This window comes from Pseudomonas triticifolii (assembly GCF_014358015.1).
GTDB classification, from domain to species: domain Bacteria; phylum Pseudomonadota; class Gammaproteobacteria; order Pseudomonadales; family Pseudomonadaceae; genus Aquipseudomonas; species Aquipseudomonas triticifolii.
The window spans coordinates 83501-105487 of sequence record NZ_JACONV010000007.1 but is presented as its reverse complement, the minus strand read 5'-3'; the positions used below and the strand labels follow the sequence as shown (position 1 = coordinate 105487).

Sequence of the window (21987 nt, the reverse complement as noted above, 5' to 3'; positions counted from 1 at the left end):
ATCCTCCCCAAACCCAACATCAGACAAGACTCAGACGTCGCTCGGCGAACCCGTACAGTGGGCGCCACAGCAACCGGTTGAACGCGATCACGAAGACCGACATGACGGCAATGCCCAGCGCGACCCGTGCGTAATCGCCCGCCTGAGTGGCGTTGGCGATGTACGAACCCAGACCGGCTGCCTCCAGATGCTTGTCGCCCCAGGACACGGCCTCGGCCACAATGCTGGCATTCCACGAACCGCCCGATGCCGTCAGCGCGCCGGTAATGTAGTAAGGAAACACCCCTGGCAACGCCACCCGACGCCACCACTGCCAGCCACGCATATTGAACATCGTGGCCGCTTCGCGCAGGTCGGTCGGCAAGGCGCTGGCACCGGCGATGACGTTGAACAGGATGTACCACTGGGTGCCAAGCACCATCAGCGGCGACAGCCAGATGTCGGGGTTCAGGTGCAGGCCAACGATGGCGATGACCGCGAATGGAAACAGCACGTTCGCGGGAAACGCCGCCAGAAACTGCGCGATGGGCTGCAACCGCTCGGCCCACACCGGACGCAAGCCGATCCACACCCCGACAGGCACCCAGATCACGCTGGCGATCACGATCAGTACGCTGACTCGCAGCAGCGTAGCCAGGCCCAACCCGAACGCCGTGGCCAGATCGCCCAGCCCCAGCGATGCCTCGATGAAGCGGAACAGGCAGACACTGGCGGCCAGACAACCGGCAATCACCAGCCCCAGCCAGGCGGTGTCGAGAAAACGACTGAGCCCTGGCGTTGGCTTGACGTTCCAGAAGCGCGTCAAGCCGCGCCAGTCGATCAGCATCAGGCCCTTCCAGGGTGCCCCCAGCGCTGCGCCCAGCAACGGCGCGATTCGGGAGCGACCCAGCAGGCTGTACATCCAGGAACGCGGGCGCTTTTGCGAAGCGGTCTGTTCGAAGCGAAACTTGTCCGCCCAGGCCACCACCGGCCGAAACAGCAACTGGTCGTAGGCCACGATCACCAGCGCCATGGCAGCGACCGCCCAGGCAATCGCCGTCAGGTCTTTCTGTGCGATTGCCAGCGCGAGCCACGAACCGATGCCGGGCAGATTGACGGTGGTATCGCCCACCGAAATCGCCTCGCAAGCCACCACGAAAAACCAGCCACCGGACATCGACATCATCATGTTCCAGACCAGCCCCGGAATGGCGAACGGCAGTTCAAGCCGGGTGAACCTGAGCACCGGCGACAAGCCAAACTGACGGCTGACCTCACTCAGATCGTTGGGCACCGTGCGCAGTGACTGGTAAAAGCTGAACGCCATGTTCCAGGCCTGACTGGTGAAGATGGCAAAGATCGCCGCGCACTCGACGCCCAGTTGCCGCCCCGGAAACAGACCGATGAAAAAGGTCACGGTGAACGTCAGAAACCCCAGCACAGGAACCGATTGCAGAATATCCAGCGCTGGAATGATCACCTGTTCGGCCTTGCGGCTTTTGGCGGCCAGCGTGGCCACAATCAGGGTGAAGACCAGCGAGGCCGCCAGCGCGATGAACATGCGCAGCGTGGTGCGTAACGCATATTCCGGCAGGTTGGCTGGATCAAGGGTCATGGGGTTTGACGTCAGCAGGGACAGCGGCTGAAACATCTGCCCGACGCCGTGCATCAATAGCATGACCACCGACGCCAGCAACGCCACACAGACGAGGTCGACCCAATACGGCATGCGGGCTCTTGCATCGCCATAGCGGGTGGCACGCAGGCTTTTACCGGGCTGGAAAATCGATTGCATGGGCTCACCTCGAAACGGCTGCACGGGTACGCGCCGACAGCGTTTCAGAAAACTGAATGTCAGCGGATACAGGGAAAATGGCAGTGAGTGTCCAAGCACTCGTTGAACAAAAGCTTATCGATTTTTGGCGCGCAGTTAAAACCTGCAAACGTAGACCGTATCGACTCGAAAGTATGAATGTCATATACCAAGGTATATACATACCGCTGAACGTCCGACCGACCCATCAGTGCGTATCGGTGGAACGAAGAAAGGGTATCGAATGAGAGGATTACGCGTTCTGGTCCTGGCCTGTGCATGGGCAATCTGCCACCCCATCGGCCTGGCGCAGGCACAGTCGTACATAGCCGCCAGTACCGAATGGCGGCCTTTCATCTATACCGATGAGTACAACACCTTGCGCGGTGTTTCCACGGATATTGCCCGCCAGGTATTCAAACAGGCGAACATTGATGTTCAGTTTGTTTCCTATCCGGGCAACCGCATGCAAGTGATGCTGGATAAGGGAAAGATTGACATCAGTTATGCCGAATCACCGAACTGGACCAGTGCCAATAACGCGAACAACTATGTCTTTTCCATGCCGTATCTCGCCGTGCGTGAACACTTATACTTTGCCGCTGGTGATCCACTGTTGCATGTGCCGCTGAGTGAGTTGCAGGACGTGACGATTGGCATGGTCCGCGGTTACACCTACCACGCGCTGGACTCCGCCCTTCAGGAACGGCGTGTGACCAAGCTTGAAACCTCGGAGGATTCGGCCCTGCTCGAGCTGATCGCCAACAAGCGCGTGAATGCCGTCGCCATGGTCGACGACCTGTATGACTACCTCATCACGACCCACCAGATCGACCCTGACCGGTTTCGTCAGGGCGCCCTGCTCAGCGAATCGAACTTGTCGATCATGCTGGCGAACCGCAACGCTGCGCTGCTGCCGAAAATCAATGCCGCGATCCTCGACATGCAACGTCGCGGCGAGCTCCAACGGATACGCGACGCTTACCTGCCGAAGGTGTCCTCGAAAGGCTGCACGACAAAAGGCGTGACCTGCTGAACCCGGAAAGGGATCTCGAGGCCGCCGTCAGAACCTGCGGAACACACTGCAACAAATAAAGGAGTGTAGGAGCGGACTTGTCCGCGAAGGGGCCGGTGTATCCAGTCGAAGTTTCGCGTCTGGAAGTCAGTCTTCGTAGACACGTCCACGCCCACAGATTGAAAACCGGTTTCAGCCAGTGGGAGCGGACTTGTCCGCGAAAAAGCCGGGACATCCGACAACTATCCAGCGACTGGAACACAGCATTCGTGGACAAGCGGAACGCCGCCCGGTCAAACCATCAGACCCGAAAATGGCTGACCAGCATCTGCAACTGACCACCCAAACGCGCCAGCTCAACGCTGGACGCGGCGGTTTCTTCGCTGGCTTCGGCGGTCTGTTCGGACACGTCGCGCACATTCACGATGCTGCGGCTGATCTCGTCGGCCACTGAGCTTTGCTGCTCGGCGGCGGCGGCGATCTGCTGGTTCATGGCCTGAATATTCGACACGGTACGGGTGATGCTTTCCAGCGACACACCGGCCTTACGGGTCAGTTCGACGCTGCTGTCGGTCAGCGTGCGGCTGCCCAGCATGATCTCCGAGACCTGACGCGTGCCGTTCTGCAGACCGGCGACCAGGGCCTCGATTTCCTCGGTCGACTGCTGAGTACGCTGCGCCAGGCCACGGACCTCATCCGCCACGACAGCAAATCCGCGACCCGCTTCGCCAGCACGTGCTGCTTCGATGGCGGCGTTGAGCGCCAGCAGATTGGTCTGTTCGGCCACGGCCTTGATCACGTCCATGACCTTGCCAATCTTGTCGCTCTCCTGCTCCAGCACCGTCATGGCGTCGGAAGAACGAATGACTTCGGCGGCCAGTCGTTCGATCTGGCCGATGGCTTCACCGACGACCTTGTCACCGGCGCGCGCCTCCTTGTCCGCATCGGAGGCTGCAACGGAGGCCTGTTCGGCGTTGCGCGCCACTTCGTGCACGGTGGCCGACATTTCGTTCATGGCCGTGGCGACCTGATCGGTCTCGACCTTCTGGCTGTTGACGCCCGCGCTGGTCTGCTCGGTGACCGCCGACAACTCTTCGGCGGCGCTGGCAATCTGCGTCACGCCATCACGAATGCCGGAAATCAGTTCACGCAAGGTCGCGCCCATACGCTGAATGCCCTGCTGCAGCACGCCCAGCTCATCGCGTCGGGTGATGACTTCGGTGTGCGTCAGGTCGCCAGAAGCGATGCGATCCACAATGGCCAGGGTTTCCTGCAACGGCCGCGTGATCTGACGCGTGATAATGACTGCAGCCAGAATCCCGAGCACCAGTACCAGCAAAACGCAGCCGATCTGCAGGTTGCGCGCCTGAGCGGTGTCCGTGTCACCCAGCTTCATCTGCAGGTCATAGAGTTCATCGCCCAGCTTGACGATGGTCGCGCCCTGGTTAGTCAGGTCCTTGCGCACCGTTGCCGCTTCGACAGTCGTGGCCTTGAAGGCCTCAATCGAACGGCGATAGCTGCGCAGTGCGTTTTCCAACTGCACGACCCGTACACTGTTAGCCGCGCCAAGGGCGGACTTGAGGCTGTCCAGGCGCTGAATGGCGACGCCCATTTGCTCAAAGGCAGCCTTCTCTGACTTGTCGCCGGGCTTGGCGGTGTAGCCGCGCACCTCGTAGCGCACCAGGATCAGATCCTGCCGGGCCGTGTTCACCAGCTGCACCTGATCAAAACGCGCCGGGTCCGAGGCATCCAGTTGCAGGACCGCATCGTTGAGCGCTCCGATCGACTGCATGGCCACGGCCGCGCTGGCGCTCATCTCATTACGCACTCTGGCACCGGTCTGGTAGACCGCGCGCATCTGGTTCAACGACGCCTCATAGTCGCGAATGACGTCGCTGAGCTGGTTGAGGGTTTTGACGTTGGCGGGGTTGGTGAAGGTTGCCAGCAATGATTGTTGATTTTGTTTGAAGAGATCCAGCTTGCCCTGCATGTTCTGCGCAGCGGTCTCATCACCGTCGGCCAGCATGTATTGCAGTCGGGCGACTCGCAGGTCGGTAAGCTTGTTGCCGAGCTGGGTGATGTCACTGATTCTGTCGGTGCGATAGATGAGTGTGTCGAGGCTGGTCCAACCGACCAGGGCGAGAATGGCAGTGAAAAAAAGGACGGCGCCAAATCCCAGAGCCAACTTCATGTTGACGCTGATGTTCGCAAAGCTACTGTTCATGCAATCTCCTGAATATGCTTTTTATGCGCAACGAAAGAGCTGAAGATTTGTTTTTATGAACAGCAAACCTGCGCGCTAGAGCTATCGGCTGGCATCAGGAAAAACTTGATCGAAAAGACAGAATCCGCGGGAAAAGCGCTGATTCAGGAGAGATTGGGCTGTGTTTCGACACGGCGTGCAGCAAAAACCGGACCTCGTAGGAGCGGACCGGGCGGCGTTCTGCTTGTCCGCGAATACTCTGTTTCAGTCGCTGAATAGTTGTCGGATGTACTGGCCTTTTCGCGAGCAAGCTCGCTCCCACAAAAGCGCGTGTATTCAGCGCGTTACAGGTTGTTTGACAGGAAGCGGCGCCTACACGCCGCCTCCCACCATCAGGTAATGCTCATTCAGCTCAGGTCACGCACTCAGCTTGAATCGCGACACCACCAAGCGCATTTCACTGGCCACGCGGCCCAGTTCGTCAGCCGTGACTGCATTGTTCTCGATACCTTCCATCAGGGTTCCAGAGCTGCTGCGAATGCCCATCACGTTGCGGTTGATGTCTTCGGAAACCGCGTGCTGCTGGACAGCGGCGCTGGCGATCTGGGTATTCATTTCAACGATCCGCTCCACACCCTGGCTGATGCTCGACAGGCTACCCGACGCCTCACCGGCGGCACTGATGCACGCCTGCGCTTTCTGTTGGCCGGCCTGCATCTGCTGCACCGCTGCTTCGGTCGCACCTTGCAGTTGCTGGATGATGCTGCGGATTTCTTCGGTGGAGGACTGGGTCCGCGATGCCAGCGTGCGAACCTCGTCAGCCACCACCGCAAAGCCACGACCCTGCTCACCGGCACGTGCCGCTTCGATGGCGGCGTTCAATGCCAGCAGGTTGGTCTGATCGGCAATGGTGCTGATCACCTGAATGACGCCACCGATCGACTGGCTGTGCAGCGCCAGCGCCTGGACTTTCTGAGCGCTGAGCTCCACTTCTTCGGCCAGTGCCTGAATCGTCGAATGCGCCTGATGCATGACACGCAACCCGGTACGCGACGCGGTATTCGCCTCGTCAGCAGCCTGCGCAGCGCCTTCTGTGTTCTGCGCGACGTCGGCGACGCTGGCGGTCATTTCGTTGATGGCGGTGGCTACTTGTTCGGTTTCAGCCTGCTGGGCGTTCATCGACTGTTTGGCCAGGCTGATGGAGTTGCCCAGCCGCGCGGCCACTTCAGACAACTCGTAAGACGTGCGGTCCATGTGCGAGATGGACCCCGAGAAGGCTTGCGCCATCAGGTTCAGGCCATTGCCGATGTCTGCCACTTCGTCCTGGCTGCGGACCTGAACGCGTGCACTCAGATCACCATCTGCCAGACGGCGCGTGACGTCCAGCAGCCCGTCGATAGCCAGACGCAAGGCGCGATAGATGCTGCAGAACGCATAGAGCAGCAGCAGGCCCATGAACACGCAGATGGCGATCACCGTTTCGCGTTGCAGCAACAGCGCGTCGTAACGTGAGTCCAGCTCGCCTTGCAGCGAAACCTGGATCTCGTCCTGCGCCTTGTAGAAAGCGGCAACAACGGCATTACCGCGAGCATTCAACGACTGCCCTTGCTGTACCGACAGCGTGGTGCCGCTCACGTAGGCCTTGAGTTCATCACGGTAACTGTCCATCGCGGCGATGGCGGCCACGACCGGCGCATTGATACGCTCGGCCAGTTCGGGCGCTCGGCGCTTGAGCAGGCGAATGCTCTGTTCCAGTTCCAGGCGGGTCTGCGCCTCCTGCTTGAACAGGCTGTCCAGCGAACCACGCATGGTGGGGCTCAGGTTCTGACCTGTGCTCAGACTGGATGAGACGCCGCGAATCTGGCCTGCCATGTTGATCTGACGAGGCATGCGGATGGTGCTCAGGTCGATCAGAAACAAGGACGCGTAGTCTTCATCCAGCACCAACCCCGACGTAGCCGACAGGTAATAGATTAAGTTGAGGGTCTGGGTGAGTTGTTCGTTCCACTGAGTGAACACTTCGTCCGGCGAGGCACCGGGCTTGACGTTGTCCATGATCGTACGGGCACCATCACGCAGTTGTTGAACACGACTTTCTGTCTCCAGGGTACGGCCTAGACGAGCGTCAATGTCCGCCAGGTTGGCGAACGCGGCTTCCAGCTGGCTGCGATTGGCAACGAGGTCTTGAGCCGCAGCGGCGTCGCCGTTCAGCATCCTATTGGTCAGCGCACGCTGCAACATGGAGAGGCGCAATACCGGTGTCACGACGTTCAGGTATTCACGCCCTATGCGCTCTTGCGCGACGGTATCGATACTCGTATTGAGGCTGTTGAACACGCGCATCCCGAGAACAAGCAACGGAATCACGATGATGATGGCTAAAACGGTGAACTTGGCAGGGAAGCGCAAACGGTTGGTCAGGGAGATACCAGGCGACAAAATATTCATATCGTTCTCTTTCTAATGGGGGCCTGGTACGGCTGAAAGAACTCCCTTCTTTGCATCGCGACAGGTGGGCGGTCAGTCACTTTTTACACTCAAACGGATACACCCATATCGAGTGAAGGCACTGTGACATCACTTCTGAGCGTGCACTCATTGGTTAGTTCAATGGGGGCGATGCAATGTGATACCCGACCTATCGGCCTATTGGAGGGGAACCTGAGCGCGGCGAATTGACGCAGAAATGACTTTCGTCAACAGGTTTGGCAATGAATTTGTGTAACTCACTGTTTCTGCTGAAAAGTTTGTGCACGCCACAGTTCGAGGTCGGCGCACACCGCCTCCTCGATCATTTGAAACGTGATTCCATTGATGACACGCAGAATGAACACCTGCGCCGGATGAAGCTGTTGCGGCCCCATGAGCAAGGCTGCCTGCGTGCTGGCTGCCGTTGCAGGGTTATCGTCATGGAAGGCCGCTGGATCAGATCGATCGCCCCACACCCCTCCACCCGCTTGCGGCATCGAACCTGCACGCGGGTGAATGTCATCGCCTATTCAGTGACCCGGCCTCACGCCTGCTTCCACTCCACATCCGACAACCCGAGTTTCTCGGCCTGAGGCTTGCTTAGCTTTGGCGCCCTGTCGGAGCGGTACTTGGGAATCGCACCGAACCCTGCATCGACCGTCGCCCAATGCCAGGCTTCCTGGTTATCCATATTGACGGCCCTGATGTAGAACGTCTTGTAGCTACCGTGCAATAGATAATCAATGCGGTAGTGTTTTTCATCAGCCATTTTGGTGCTCCTGCTTTGTCCACTCGCAAAACAGATCGTGCTCATTTCGAAAAATTCCAACTTTTTTAAGGGATCATAGAGTCGATATCATATAGCCATCCCTGCCGCCGATTCATAAGGAGGGAAGTTGCCAAAGTTGTGCCATAGGTATTGTTAATAAGTGCAAAAAATTTAATGCCCGGTGACATACGATGAAGGCTTCATGCATCCGTTGTTTTCAGACGCCTGGGCATGGATCGGGAGCAGCCTGCGCAACCCCATGGTAAATAACGAAATTCTATTGAACTCCTGTTATCCACGTTTTCCGTCACCTATTCATAGGCCGGACGAGTGTGGGCGCCTGATTATCCGCAGCTGCGGGGGCAATCGCCCGAGAGTGTTCAGGTAGGGGCCACCTATCGGCAGACGGTAAAAAACGCTGAATTTTCTGCAACGCCCGGCACTCCTTTCTAAACCAGAACAACAGAAAGTCTCGCGCGATCGTCTCTCGTGACACTCAACTGCCGAGGTATGTTTTTTATGACGTCTCTTCAAATGATGACGGGCAGCACTGTCGTCAAACCAACCCTCGTGGAAGAAGAATCGAAAACCGTTTACCAGTCTTGCATGAGAGAGAACGCTGAAGCCCTACGGCACGAGGCGGCTGCATTTCTGGAACGTTGTCTTGCTTTGGCAGACCGGGAAACCTGTGACCTTCCGCAACAGCCGGAAGCGCTCGAATCCTGGATCGAGCAGAACGTGGCTCAGGTTGCCGATCAATACGCGACGTACCTTAAACAACGCCGGGCGGGCGAGCCGCGACGTTTCTTCAAGAACAAAGCTCATGCCATGTATTTTATCCAGCAGGTCGCACCCACCAAACTGGTGGACGGCGCCTGGCTCTATGGACTGCTGCCGCATTGGGCGGATTACCGTTTTCACGGGCTGATTCGCACGTATCTGGAAGAGCTGGGCGATGGCGAACAGGCACAGAATCACGTGTCGCTGTATCGCAAGCTGCTGTCGGACCTGGATTGCGATACCCGCGCCCCGCTGCAGGACGATGCCTATCTGCAAGGCGCGATCCAGCTTTCGCTGGGTGTATCGAGCGATCAGTACCTGCCCGAGGTCATTGGCTACAACCTGGGTTATGAACAACTGCCTCTGCATTTGCTCATTACCTCGTTCGAGCTGAACGAGCTGGGCATTGATCCGTATTATTTCACCCTGCATGTCACCATCGACAACGCCAGCACGGGCCATGCCCGCAAGGCAGCGCAGAGCGTCATGGCGCTGATGCCTGTCGGCCAGGAGCGCGACGAGTTTTATCGCCGCGTTGCCAGCGGCTACAAGCTGAATGAGCTGGGGATCGGCTCTTCTGCGGTGATCCAGTCGTTCGATCTGGAGCAGGAAGTCATTGCCATGCTTGAACGCAAACGCACCTTCGGCCAGCACATGCATTCTGACTACTGCCGTCTGGACGGAAAAACCGTCAATGAGTGGCTGGCCCAACCCGATCAGATCCCTGAATTTCTCGCCGTTCTGGAGAACCGAGGCTGGATCAAGCGGCATCAGGACCCGATCCACAGCCGCTTCTGGCAATTGTTCGAAGGTGTCGGCGCGCCCATGTTCGGCGTGTTCAACGGCTACGAAAAACAACTGGTGCATGACTGGATTGCGGGCGACTGGCTGGCCGATGGCAGCGCTCAGCCCAGTGCAGGAAAGCGCCTGCCGGAAGCATTCCGCTCACGGTTTCGCAACCTCCCTGGCACCGGTCAGCCGGCACCGTTGCAGGCTGCCCACACCTCGACGGACGTGGATCCGGATGTCCGCGAACTGCATGCAAAACTCGAATCCGTTGCTGCAATCGAAAGGATGCCCACGTTGATCGACAGCATGTCACCTGCACGCCATGCGAGCGCTGCCGGTCTGCACGCCACTCGCCTGTTCGTTTCCCACATGGCCGAGCGCATGACAGGAGCTCACGCATGAATCCGACGCTGCCCGACCGCATGGCACTGACAACCCTCGCCCAGCGCTTGAAAGCAGGCGGATACCGGTTCATTACGCCAACCCCCCTCACCCACCAACGGGTCAACGAGCGCCCGGAAAATCGCGTCGCCTTGTCGCTGCGTGATGTGTTCGGATGGAGTCGGATCATCCCGGAATCCATGCTGCCCGCCTCGGAAGCTCAAGGGCTGCTGGAAGCCGGTATTCTGGCGAGAAGCGATGATGGTTTGAAAAGCCGGGTCAGATTTTCCAGCCTGGATGACTTGCTGCTGGTGCATTCCGCCTTCCCGACCCTGGACGAAGACTCCGTGTTCTTCGGCCCGGACACCTACCGGTTTGCGCAGTCCATCAAAGCCCATTTGCACAGCACCCCGCACACCATCGCCCGCGCGGTGGACATCGGCTGTGGCACTGGCGCAGGTGCGCTGCTCATCGCACACGCCCGGCCGGGTGCTCATGTGCACGCTGTGGACATCAACCCCAAGGCCCTGCACTTTGCGCACACCAACGCCGCCGTTGCAGGTCTTGAGAACCTGGAGTGCAGCCACAGCGATATTCTCACTGGACTGACCGGCAGCTTCGACCTGATCGTCGCCAATCCGCCGTACATGAAAGACACTCAGAAGCGTGCCTATCGCCATGGCGGCGATTCGTTGGGCGCTGACCTGTCAGTGCGCATCGTGCGCGAATCCATCGACCGCCTCACACCCGGCGGCTCGCTGGTGCTGTACACCGGTGTCGCTATGACCGGCGAGCACGATCCGTTTCTTGAAGCCGTGAAGAGCGATATCGACAACACGGCATTGAACTGGACCTATCGCGAGCTGGACCCGGACGTGTTCGGAGAAGAACTGTTGGAAGAAGGTTATGAAGAAGCGGAGCGTATTGCGGCGGTTGAATTGGTGGTGACGCGGCGAGGGTAGTTGAAGGCTAGCGTGTGTCACGCCGTATAGACTCAAGGTGGCGGCTCAGAGCTCTGTATTTACGAGCATGCTACATTTCTATGCGTCAGGAATCAGCTAATCTGGATAGCGCTAAGCCTGTCACGACCTGACTGTTTTGATTTATACAGCTCTTTATCCGCTGCTTTAATTAACTCATCGGGCGACATATCGGTAGTCGGAACTGCAGTCGCCACACCGATGCTGATGGTCACAATTTCACGCGTCGTAGAGTTAATGTGCTCGATACCCAATGCTCGGACTTCCTGCAGCACATCCTGCGCAATTTTCAACGCACCGGTGGCATCCGTATTTGGCAAAATACAAGAAAATTCTTCACCGCCATATCTGGCGACCGAATCATAAGGACGTCTGAGCCCGTTGCTTATTGCATTGGCAACCGCACGCAAACATTCATCTCCTTGTTGATGGCCATAGTGATCGTTGTAGAGTTTGAAATGGTCAATATCGATCATCAAGAGGGAAATGGATTGCACATTTCTGGCGCACTGCCGCACATGCCGCTGCAGGCTTTCATCAAACATTCTGCGATTATCAACGCCCGTCAGACCATCCGTCAGCCCAATCGTTTTCAGAAAATCAGATTGTAACTTGAGCGTTAGATGAGCGATGACCCGCGCGCTGATAACCGTAGACCTGACGGGTTTGGTAATAAAATCCACGGCGCCTAATTCGAAACCCAGCGCTTCGTCGGCTTCCTCATCCTGGGAGGTCAGGAAAATAACGGGAATATCGTGTGTCTGCTCGTCAGCTTTAAGACTACGGCATATATCATGGCCTGACATGCCAGGCATCAATACGTCCAGCAGGATCAAATCCGGGTTTTGTGTTTGGCATTTGAGAAGAGCCTGCTTGCCTTCCGTCGCCATAATGATGTCGTACTCATCTTTTAAAAGTTCGTTGATAAGTCGAATATTCACAGGTTGATCGTCGACCACAAGAATTTTTGGCCTGAACCCTCGATTGGCAATGAGCTCATTGAGAAGCGCTTTCATTTAGACTGCTCCGCCAGTAAATGCCTGGCTGTTTGTATCGCCTCATCGAAGTTCAGGTCTCTGACCTGCCTGACGAGCGGGCCGATCAAAGTCCTTAGGGATCGGGGAGTATGGGCCTCTAGCTCAGCGACATGGTCCAGCGCTCTCATCTCACCTGCATCCAGCATTACTAAAAGCTCCTCCAGCGATGCAATACATTGTTCGGGAGACCAGTGCGACTCTTCTGGCTCCTCACGCGATATCGGGATACTCCCAGTATCAAATGCACTCTGCAACCCTTCATTACTCGCCTTCATCAATTCTGCAAGGGAAGCGATCACATCAAGGGTTAGCCCAGGCACAGGTACGTTCGGCGGCGTTTTCCGTGCTAAAACTTCCCACTCACCGACCTGTTTGGCTAAAGCCGTGGCGCCAACTGTCGCTGCGACGCCTCTTATGGCGTGCAAGGTATCGGCAATACGACGCGCTTCAAGAGTCTCAGCGTGTTTTTGCAACTCACCCAGTAGACGTTCACATTCACCACCAAAAGTGTTTAGCGCCAGGGCGTATATATCAAGTCTTCCTCCCAGGCGTTGTAAGATTTTGGCAATCGGCTCAATGAAATTCTTGCGATCGAGAGACTGTGAATCGACCTCTTTAAACAGGCTCCCCATCTCTCGCCCCGTCAATTTTTGTAATACGGGTATGACTTCGGCCATGTCGATGGGTTTGCCTAAATGTTCATTCATACCTGAAGCGAGGCAGGCGTCGCGATCAGCACGTGATGCATTTGCAGTCATGGCGACGATGGGCAGTGACGCGAACTGACCATGGGATCGAATACGGCGGGTGGCTTCCATCCCGTCGATATCTGGCATTTGTACATCCATGATGACGACATCGAATTCGCCTTTTTCCCGTGTAGCCAGTTCGACACCTAGCAGACCGCAGTCTGCCAAGGCCACTTCAGCACCTTCAGCACTCAGCAACTCACTGATGACTTGTCGGTTGAGTGCATTGTCTTCAACCACAAGAACGCGTAGCCCTTCAAGCTGCCGAGCGGTTGTCTGTGCAGCGTGGAAAACGTCGGAGGGAACAGGGCCTCCTAAGGAATATTGAATCGAAGAATAAAGTTGTTGGGGCGTAATCGGCTTGGTAAGGAAGTCCTCAAAGGGAGCGTCTTGATCCTTAACCGCGTCAGCCAGTTCTTCACGGCCAAATGCTGTCAACATGACAATCACTGGAGGGCTTGGGTTATCGGGGGAATTTTTTATCAAGCTGGCTGCTGTCACACCATCCATCTCGGGCATTCGCCAATCCATAATCACGGCATCGAAAGGCATGCCTAGCTGGATGGATTGATTAACCAACTGAACAGCCGCGCTGCCTTCATTGGTAAAAACGACATCCCAGCCGAACGCTTCAAGCGTCTTGACTAAAATCTGTCCTGATAAGACGTTGTCATCAACAACCAATACACGACGGCAGGACTGCGTGGAAATCTGAATCGATGTGAGCGGCGCGGTATCATCAATAGCAAATGCAATATCAAACCAGAACGTGCTGCCGTGTCCCAGTTCGCTACGAATTTTTAGCTCACCGCCCATCATCTGAACCAAGCGTTTACTGATCGCCAGACCGAGGCCAGTGCCACCAAAGCGTCGGGTTGTTGAGGTTTCCGCCTGCGTGAATTCGTCAAAAATCCCGCTGATCTGTGCAGGGCTTATACCGATGCCGGTGTCTGTAACAGAAATGCGCAATATCACCTGCTCGTCAGTGCGTGCCAACTCGGTGAGTTGTACGGCAACGTGCCCCTCATGGGTAAATTTTATTGCGTTCCCTGTCAGGTTAATCAATATCTGCTGCAGACGAAGTTGGTCGCCGATCAAAACACTGGGTAAGTGGGCGGGAATATCGAATAACAATTCGACGTCTTTGCCGGCCAAATTACCAGAGACGATAACCGCCAGGTCACGCATGAGTGTTTCAACGCTGAATGGATGCTGGTCAAGTTCTAACTTATCCGCATCCATTTTCGAAAAGTCGAGTATGTCGTTGAGAAGACCGAGAAGAGACTGAGCCGCTGTCTGAGCTTTTCTTGCGTAGTCGTCTTGTCGCCGATCCAACCCGCCCTTGCGGAGCAGCTCTAGCATGCCCAGCACCCCATTCATCGGGGTGCGGATTTCGTGGCTCATGTTAGCCAGAAACTGGCCTTTGACCTGGCTGGCTTGTTCTGCGCGCTCTATAGCGCCAAGCAGCTCGGCTTCGACCTCCTTGCGTTCGGTAGTATCCAGGTTAATACCCGTTATGCGAGTGGCGTTGCCAGCTTGATCGCGTTCAACGTATGCGCCTGCCTGCACATAACGAATTGAACCGTCGGGCTTTATCACTCTAAATACGGGATTGTATTTCCCCTTGCCCTCTATTGCAGCAAGCAAGCTGGCCTCGGTCGCGACAACATCTTCCGGGTGTATACGCGAGCGCCAGTGATCATAGAGTTGATCACCATGCTTTAAGTCTCTGGGCGTGTCATAGAGACTGAACATCCGGTCATTCCACTCCATCACGTTTAGCGCAGGCAACCAGCTCCATATACCCAGCTGCGCTGCCTCGGCGGCCAGAACAAGTTGATCCCGCGCCGCAGCAAGGTCACGTCGTTGTAGTTCTTGCTGAGTAATGTCGGTGGCAATGCCCAGATAACCGGTAATACTGCCCTGTAAATCGCGCATGGCGGTAACGATTAATGAAATGGTCACGTGTGAGCCATCTTTACGCACGTAAGTCCATTGCCGTGTTTCAGCGCCGGCGATTTCAGGGATATGTATAAATACACGGAAGCCTTCAATGACTTGATTAAACTCTGTGGTCAGTACCTGACCACGGGCGATGACTTCATCCTCGAGGTGGAAGTTGGCCGGCGTCAACACACCCACTACCTCACTCGCCTCATAACCCAGCATATTCTGAGCGCCCGCATTGAATACGGTAATCACGCCCTCTCTATCAGTTGCAATAATGGATACTTCTGAAGCGGCTTGCAACACTGTTTGCAGTAACAAATGCAGCCTGGAAACTTCCTCATCTGCAGCGCGTCGATGCGTGATATCGATGCGCAATGCAATATAACTCTTTATACCGCCGTCAGTCCCAAAACGGGGCGCTATAACGGTATCGAACCAACACAGACGGCCATCGCGGGTACGGTTGCAAATTTCGCCATGCCATGCTTTCCCCTCTTGGAGCGTCGACCACATCGATTCCCAGAATGATTCGCAATGAACGCCCGACTGGAGCAAGCGGTGAGTCTGGCCCAGTAGCTGATCTCGTGCAAACCCGTGAGCCTCACAGAAGCGCTCGTTCACATCCAGAATGACGCCGTTTATATTGGTTGCGGAGTAAAGTAACTGCTCGTTTATCGTCTGCAATAACAGGTCATTTTCACGAAGCGCCTGCGCCAGTTTGAGGCGGTTCTCGGTGATCTCAGACACGTCATGTACGATCACAAAAAAACCCTTTACTTCACCTTGAGCAATATCCGGAATGTAGTGGCTAAGCGAATGTCGAATCTTCCCATCTGGTCCGGGGATCGATCGTTCGAAGGTCTGCGGTTCTCCACGCAGCACAGCCTCTATATAACCGAGATTGGCCTGAAATAACTTCTCACCCAAAACATCCTGCATTGAGCTTCCGGGTAATGTCTCTGGATCGAGCCCGAACCAGACTTGATAGGCATGATTGGCGACGCGGTTAATGAGCTGCGTGTCCCAATAGCCAATCATTGACGGAATGCCATCCAAAACGGTTCGCAGTGCGCGCTGTGTGCTGTCCAACTCAGCCGTGCGTTTCTGGACCTCCCCCTCCAGCCGGAGATTGCTTGCCAACACCTGCGCTTCAGCCTCCTTTTCTTTGGTGATGTCGCGGATAGTCTTGGAGGCTCCCGTAACTCTTCCTGCGGAGTCGTACATCGGGGACACGGAAACAGCCACCTGGATCAGGTGACCGTCCTTATGTTGCCGAACGGTTTGAAGGTGCTCGACTGCATGGCCGCCGCGAACACGCTCCAGGATGTATATTTCCTCCTCTTGAAGATCTACAGGCACGATCAATGAGCTAAGTAACTGACCGGTCGCTTCAGTGGACGTATAGCCAAAAAGACGTTCCGCGGCTTTGTTCCAACTGACGACCGTGCCCGTGAGTGTTTTTGCAATGATGCCATCAATTGAAGTGTCTATAATGGTGGCAAGCTCTAGTCTCGCCATCACAAGCTGATCTTTGCGGCGCTGGCTATTGCTCCATAATAGGGTAAACCCTGCAATGATCAGGCTCACCATGACACCTATAAAAGCCAAGGTGCTCACGGACAGCAAATGAAGTGAATTAATGAAGGCTGGATAGATACTCAGTTTGAGTTGCCAGGTCCGGCCATACACGCTCTGTTTGACAGCATAACTATCGATGACGGGTGTTGAGTCTTCTGGGCTTGCGGTCGAGTAAAACAACACAGGACGCTCCGGTGTTGTGAGGTCCTGCAACTCTAAACGTAGTTGCTTCAGGTTGACTCCGCTGTTGCCCAGTACATCCTGCATCCTCAGAACAACATAACTCCAGCCATAGGCTTGGTTTATTTTTTCTGCTTCTGTTTCAGGTGTTTTACCCGTGCGGTAAATAGGCATCAAGAACAGGAAAGATTGGTTGGCCTGGCCAGTTGCTTGAACCAACGTGATTGGCCCTGTCAGAGTGGGTTCGCCACTGAGCATCGCACTTTGTGCAGCACCCTTGCGATTGCTCTCCGAAGCGATGTCCAGGCCAATCGCTGGCCGATTCAGTTCGGACGGTTCAACGTACTGGATTACGTATCGCTCTCCCTCGTTCGGGAAGAGCTCCCTTATCGAAAAGTCAGGCATGCCATCGCGACGTGCAGCCTCGATAAAACTGACTTCTGCGGGTTGCGGGACCCTTCTTATAAAGCCAAAACCAAGCGCGCCGGGAAATTCGAGAGCAAGGTCACGACTGTCGCTGTAACGCTTGAACTGCTCACGTGTGACTGTACGCTCGCCTGCTGTGAGCACTGCACCCCGGGCTCCACGAAGGCCGTACTGATAGCGCTGGAGCCGGGACTGAATAGCTGAAACGGCCTGCTCAGTGGCTGCAACCATTGCCTCGTGTGTAGCATTTTGGTTGCGCTGTGAAGCCCATAAACAAAATGCCGCCGTGGCAAGCAACCCTAGCATGAGCATCAAAGCGGGCAACGTCCAAAAGGGAAGACGCCTCTTTGAAGCTGACGCCCTTAAGTCAATAAAATCGGACATTCATGTTCCTTCACTTGGGCATGCAGCGTAAAAACCGAAATGCTGACCCGATATTCGGGTCATCGCTTTTTTCTGAGCGGTTAACCAAGTCCTCGGAACACAAAGGCCTCGAAATCAGACGCGAGCATCGGTATACCATTTAGATACCACCGCATGACCTAGCTACCGGGAGCAAGCAGTGCTTGAGCTTGAATTTCGTGCTCAACCCCTTCTGCGACCCGTCTGAGGCTTTGCGCAATCTGAACTATCGCTCCCACCTGGGTGAAATGTAGTGTGATCCACGATAGCAGATCAAATCTCACTGTCTGTGAGATCTGTTTATTATCGCTGGTCCAGAATAGACCCATCCGCCGATTTGGCGCTGTCCCATAAGTGTTCAGCCCAACGTCAGACCTGCTAACCCTTTACGAAGTAGAAGCTTGGCTCAGCGAGATTTCGGCAGCTGGGTCAATTGCGCATCAGCGGCGACAAGGTCTACGTTCGATGCAGCGCTTCGGACCAACTTGATCGGCAATCCGTTGCTGTCGACCCGTCGTTTCGACTCGCGTCAACCCCAACGCTTGACGACGCGCCGATGACAATCGGTCGGAGTGAGCACCTTGGCCGCCTTGGAACGTACGGCGATGGTTTCTACCGGCTCCGACAATTCATTGTCGAGCAGCACCGAGTAGCTCTCCCCTGTGTTGAACAAGTAGCGCTCCCCCCACTGGCGCATGCTGACGACGATGGGAAACACCGCGCGCCCCATATCCGTCAGCACATATTCTTTGTAGGCACTGCCGTCGGATGCCGGCTGGATGGTGAATACGCCCAACTCGACAAGCATTTTGAGCTTGACCGTCAGGATATTCTTGGCAAGACCCAGACGTTTCTGAAATTCATTGAAGCGTATCGAGGCCGGGCTGTCGGCGGGCATCGCGTCGCTGGTGCTGCAGTTCAGCGCGTTCTTCACCATCCTGCTCGGCAGTTGGGTGTTCAAGGAGGCGCTGACCCGCTTCCAGGTGCTGGGCATGTTGATCGCCCTCGCGGGGCTATTGTGCATCATCAAGATCAGTGACGTTTCGGTGAGCCTCACTGGCGTATTGCTGGTGCTGGTGGGCGCGGCGTCCTGGAGCGTTGCCAACATCATCAACAAGAAAGCCAACACCAAGGATGTCTTCGGCTTTCTGGTCTGGTCCAGCGCGTTTGCACCAATTCCGCTGTTCATCCTCGATTACGCGGTGAACGGCAGCGCCGGCTACACCGCGTTTGTCAGTCAGGTGAACACGACTGCTGTGTTATCGATCCTGTTCCAGGTCTATCCCAACACGTTGTTCGCTTACTGGATCTGGAACTCGCTGCTCAAAACCTATCCGGTCTCCACAGTGGCGCCGCTGTCTCTGCTGGTGCCGATCTTCGGCATGCTCAGCTCGGTAGTGGTGTTCAACGAAAGTGTGCCGGTGAGCAAAGTACTGGCGTTAGTACTGATCGTACTCGGCCTGGCCGTCGGCCTATATGGTCAGCGTATTTTCAATGCAATGTTCGCGCGTCCTGTGCGCACTTCAGTGTGAATCGATAAGGAACAGGTATGAGTCTGGGGGACGTGATTTTATGGCCCCACTGTAGGAGCGCCCCTGATTGGAGGCAACATGTTCGCAGGGCAGCAAACTCACAGGTAGGAAGCACCTGTCCCGACACATGACCGGACGCCTGACGATCGGTCCGGCGTTGGCCGCGTGTTTGATGCCAGTTCGCACCGGCATCGGTTTTTTACAGGTTTTAATTCTTTGGCGACAGCCCGAAAAGCTACTGGAAGCAAAAGTGCTAGAGATTAAAGCTGTCGCCATGCTCTAACACGGCGTTTTCGGACACTTTCATGACCTGTTGAAAACCTGACTGTTGATGCTGACCGCGGATTGCCCCATGCCTTTACCGCACTCTTGCTCAGCGACACTAGCTGACTAACAGCCCCCCTACGGCTGCCATGGAAAGCAGTAACGCAATTCTTTGCACAGGTATTCCTTGGAGAAGTTCTGGAGCAGGCGCCGTTTTTCAAGAGTCATCGCGGCGTTCGCCGTATTTTGCGCGTCATGACTGCTCATTTCGTTACCGGTAAAACCAACTCCTTCTGCGCTTCCACCGTCACGTCATAAACCTTCTGGCTGCACTCCGAGTATGGATCTTCACCGAGAAAGGCAAGGCGGCGGGCTATACGATAGACCAGTCCACTGGCTTACTCAGCAAGCCAGTGGACCCGCCTGACGTTCCAGGTTCTAAGCACTCCGGCCTGAGCCTTCCCAAAGACGCAGGGCGTGAGCACACGATTTTCCACGCGCTTTCAGGTAACCGCGAAAAGCCGAGCCCACGTTAGGTATGGCCCAGTCATCTGTTCAATCTGATCAAAAATTCCACACCTTGAAGCCGCGTATCAGTCAGGCGCAGCAACGGCTTATTGCGGATGAGCGTTTTAGCGCTGGCGACTCGGCTTGCGCCTACGCATGGGTGAGCCCGGTCAACGTATCCGCAATGGTTTTAGTGCGTTGCGCCGTACCCTCGGTCGCGCGGCTCGACGCCTCCAGTGCATTGAGCATTTCGCGCAACGCGACGACTCCGGTGGATTGGTCTTCGATCTGCTGGGCAACCCGCTGGATCTCACTGGACAGCAAGTCAATATCCACGCCGATTTCCGCCGCATTCTTACGAGTGATTTCCGCCAGTTTGCGCACTTCGTCCGCCACCACCGCAAAACCCCGACCCAGGTCGCCCGCGCGCGCCGCTTCAATGGCGGCGTTAAGCGCCAGCAGGTTGGTCTGCCCGGCGATCTGCTGGATCACCTGCACAATCGACTGGATACGCAAACTCGACCCGGCCAGCGTGCGCGCACCTTCCACCGCCACATCCGCCTGGCTGGAAAGCCCTTCCACCGTAGTCCCGGCCTGGGCAGACACGGCGTTCTGCCGGTCGATCGTACCCACCAGTTCATCCATCGACGCGTGCAATTCACCCGAGTAATGCTTGAGCTGCGCTGCGATGTCCTCCTGCTGACGCTCGGCATGGGCCAACACCATACCCAAGTCCGCCAAGCCTTCGAACACCGGCAGGACATTGCGGTCCAGCCCACGGGTATTGAGGGTATTGCTGAAGTCATTGTTCTTGAACGCGGTAATCTGCTTGACCACTACATGGTTCAACCCCGTCAGCTTCTTCACCTGGCGCCGCAGGAAAAATGCCTTGAACTCGCCATAATGGGCGATGAAATTGTCCACGTACTCATCACTGAAACTCGCAGCCTTGGCCACCCGAAAGAAGAAAATAGCCGTCAGCGTCTGATTCAGGTTCAAGCCCAAAATCTCCCCGAAGGTCGAAAACCCCGCCAACGGCACATCACCAAAAATGCCGGCCATGCTGCCCAGCTCGGCGCCGTTGTTCAGTCGGCGCAAAATGCAGTCATTCAACATTCCCGCCACCGGTTGGCCACCCTTGCCGCGCAGGAACTGCTCATAGTCCAGCCGCGTCGCCTCGCGCAACGGCGTGCGCCGCACCATCACCAACTCTTCACCCGGCGCCACGTCGCAAAACAACCGCACGATCTGCTGCTCATAATCGATGCGTGCGATGGATCGCACAAACAACTCACTGCCCACCCGGATCGCAAACGAATAGTCCGCCAGCTTCGAATCCAGCGCCTGGGGCGCGCAACTGAACGCATCACACAGCGCTTGCACCATGCTCTTGATATTGCCGTTGCTGTCGATCACCTGGTCAATCGTGCGGTCTTCCACCGACGCGGTCAGCACACTGAAGGTCAGATCCGCCGGTTTAAAGTTCTGGCTCTTGAACACCCCAAACCGCACATGCGCCGCCGTCTTCAGGAACACGATCTGCGCATGGTTCTGATAACTGCGCTGGCCGTCATGAATCAGCGTCTTCTGGAAATCCGACTTACCCCCGGCCGATCCCCCCACAAACAAACACGGAAACCGCCCCGACTCATACAGCGCCTCCATAAAAAACGACTCCGACGCCGACAACCCGTCGAACACCACATACGCCAACGTATCGCGATGATCAATCGACGTGCGTACTTGCACTCGCTTGATATTGGCAACCAACTTGGCAATCCGCTCCTGCATCCCCAACCGCTTACCCCCACCGCGAATATCCTCACACTCCAACGGCACCATCACCACCTCGGCCGAGACGATCAAACTGTCATCGAACAGCTGCAACACGACCCGGTCCCAGCGCTCACCCGTGGCGCAATACAGCGAATTGGGTGCATTGCAGAGTTCGCCGGAAGTGGTGCAGAGGCTAAGTGTGGATTGCGGGAAACGGCGTTTGAGCTTGGCGGCGATGGAGTCGATGTCCAGATGCGGCGAGATAAAGCCGGTAATCAGGGTGGGGGTGATGCGTAAAGCGGTGAGTGCGGCGTCCAGGTTGTTGTCAGTGCTGGTGAGCGTGGCGGTACCTTGACGATCAGCCCGGGCTTTTTTTAGAAGGTGGAGTGGGTTCATGTGGTGGACTCG

12 protein-coding genes and 4 pseudogenes are annotated in these 21987 nt (G+C 56.2%); 5 read left to right on the top strand and 11 right to left on the bottom strand.

Annotated features, from left to right (window positions below):
• Positions 1–19: 19 nt before the first annotated feature.
• Positions 20–1774, bottom strand: coding sequence for an ABC transporter permease (locus tag H8S56_RS12670; RefSeq protein ID WP_187518822.1), 1755 nt, complete (start codon positions 1772–1774; stop codon positions 20–22).
• A gap of 262 nt (positions 1775–2036) precedes the next feature.
• Here H8S56_RS12670 and H8S56_RS12665 point away from each other — a divergent pair, with 262 nt between their 5' ends.
• Entirely contained in the window at positions 2037–2828 is a 792-nt protein-coding gene (locus H8S56_RS12665) for a substrate-binding periplasmic protein (protein WP_024694477.1), read from the top strand.
• Positions 2829–3108: 280 nt separating this feature from the next.
• On the opposite strand, the pseudogene H8S56_RS24885 reads toward H8S56_RS12665, so the two are convergent.
• From H8S56_RS24885 to H8S56_RS12645, 6 genes and pseudogenes are all read right to left on the bottom strand, one after another.
• Positions 3109–3702: pseudogene (locus H8S56_RS24885) on the bottom strand (methyl-accepting chemotaxis protein); the annotation flags it as partial.
• Between the two features lie 309 nt (positions 3703–4011).
• Positions 4012–4998, bottom strand: a pseudogene (locus H8S56_RS24880) (methyl-accepting chemotaxis protein); the annotation flags it as partial.
• 429 nt (positions 4999–5427) lie between these two features.
• The gene (locus tag H8S56_RS24875; RefSeq protein ID WP_408003813.1) at positions 5428–6138 is read right to left on the bottom strand and encodes a methyl-accepting chemotaxis protein; all 711 of its coding nucleotides are present in this window, start codon (positions 6136–6138) and stop codon (positions 5428–5430) included.
• A 159-nt stretch (positions 6139–6297) separates the two neighbouring features.
• A pseudogene (locus tag H8S56_RS24870) lies at positions 6298–6465 on the bottom strand (HAMP domain-containing protein); the annotation flags it as partial.
• A 1271-nt stretch (positions 6466–7736) separates the two neighbouring features.
• Positions 7737–7976, bottom strand: coding sequence for a hypothetical protein (locus tag H8S56_RS12650; RefSeq protein ID WP_187518819.1), 240 nt, complete (start codon positions 7974–7976; stop codon positions 7737–7739).
• Positions 7977–8023: 47 nt separating this feature from the next.
• Positions 8024–8248 (bottom strand): DUF6555 family protein, encoded by a 225-nt coding sequence (locus H8S56_RS12645; protein ID WP_024686085.1) that lies wholly within the window; start codon positions 8246–8248, stop codon positions 8024–8026.
• Positions 8249–8767: 519 nt separating this feature from the next.
• Here H8S56_RS12645 and H8S56_RS12640 point away from each other — a divergent pair.
• Together H8S56_RS12640 and H8S56_RS12635 are read left to right on the top strand one after the other, a co-directional pair.
• Positions 8768–10219, top strand: coding sequence for an iron-containing redox enzyme family protein (locus H8S56_RS12640; protein WP_187518818.1), 1452 nt, complete (start codon positions 8768–8770; stop codon positions 10217–10219).
• Positions 10216–11160 carry a methyltransferase gene (locus H8S56_RS12635; protein ID WP_187518817.1) on the top strand — a complete coding sequence of 315 codons (945 nt, stop codon included), beginning with the start codon at positions 10216–10218 and terminating at the stop codon, positions 11158–11160. The genes H8S56_RS12640 and H8S56_RS12635 overlap by 4 nt, the downstream gene beginning before the upstream one ends.
• 92 nt (positions 11161–11252) lie before the next feature.
• Here the strand turns inward: H8S56_RS12635 and H8S56_RS12630 are convergent, their stop codons facing one another.
• From H8S56_RS12630 to H8S56_RS12620, 3 genes are all read right to left on the bottom strand, one after another.
• Positions 11253–12194, bottom strand: coding sequence for a diguanylate cyclase (locus tag H8S56_RS12630; RefSeq protein WP_187518816.1), 942 nt, complete (start codon positions 12192–12194; stop codon positions 11253–11255).
• Positions 12191–17482: a PAS domain S-box protein gene (locus H8S56_RS12625; RefSeq protein WP_187518815.1), complete on the bottom strand. Its 5292-nt coding sequence runs from the start codon at positions 17480–17482 to the stop codon at positions 12191–12193. The genes H8S56_RS12630 and H8S56_RS12625 overlap by 4 nt, the downstream gene beginning before the upstream one ends.
• 547 nt (positions 17483–18029) lie before the next feature.
• Entirely contained in the window at positions 18030–18437 is a 408-nt protein-coding gene (locus H8S56_RS12620) for a winged helix-turn-helix transcriptional regulator (protein WP_408003812.1), read from the bottom strand.
• Here H8S56_RS12620 and H8S56_RS12615 point away from each other — a divergent pair.
• Both H8S56_RS12615 and H8S56_RS12610 read left to right on the top strand, forming a co-directional pair.
• Positions 18373–19032: pseudogene (locus H8S56_RS12615) on the top strand (EamA family transporter); the annotation flags it as partial. The gene H8S56_RS12620 and the pseudogene H8S56_RS12615 overlap by 65 nt on opposite strands.
• 127 nt (positions 19033–19159) lie before the next feature.
• Complete coding sequence (locus tag H8S56_RS12610) at positions 19160–19315, top strand: hypothetical protein (RefSeq protein ID WP_187518813.1); 156 nt, start codon at positions 19160–19162, stop codon at positions 19313–19315.
• A gap of 638 nt (positions 19316–19953) precedes the next feature.
• On the opposite strand, the gene H8S56_RS24695 is transcribed toward H8S56_RS12610, so the two are convergent.
• Positions 19954–21975 (bottom strand): FIST N-terminal domain-containing protein, encoded by a 2022-nt coding sequence (locus H8S56_RS24695; RefSeq protein ID WP_187518861.1) that lies wholly within the window; start codon positions 21973–21975, stop codon positions 19954–19956.
• Positions 21976–21987: the final 12 nt, after the last annotated feature.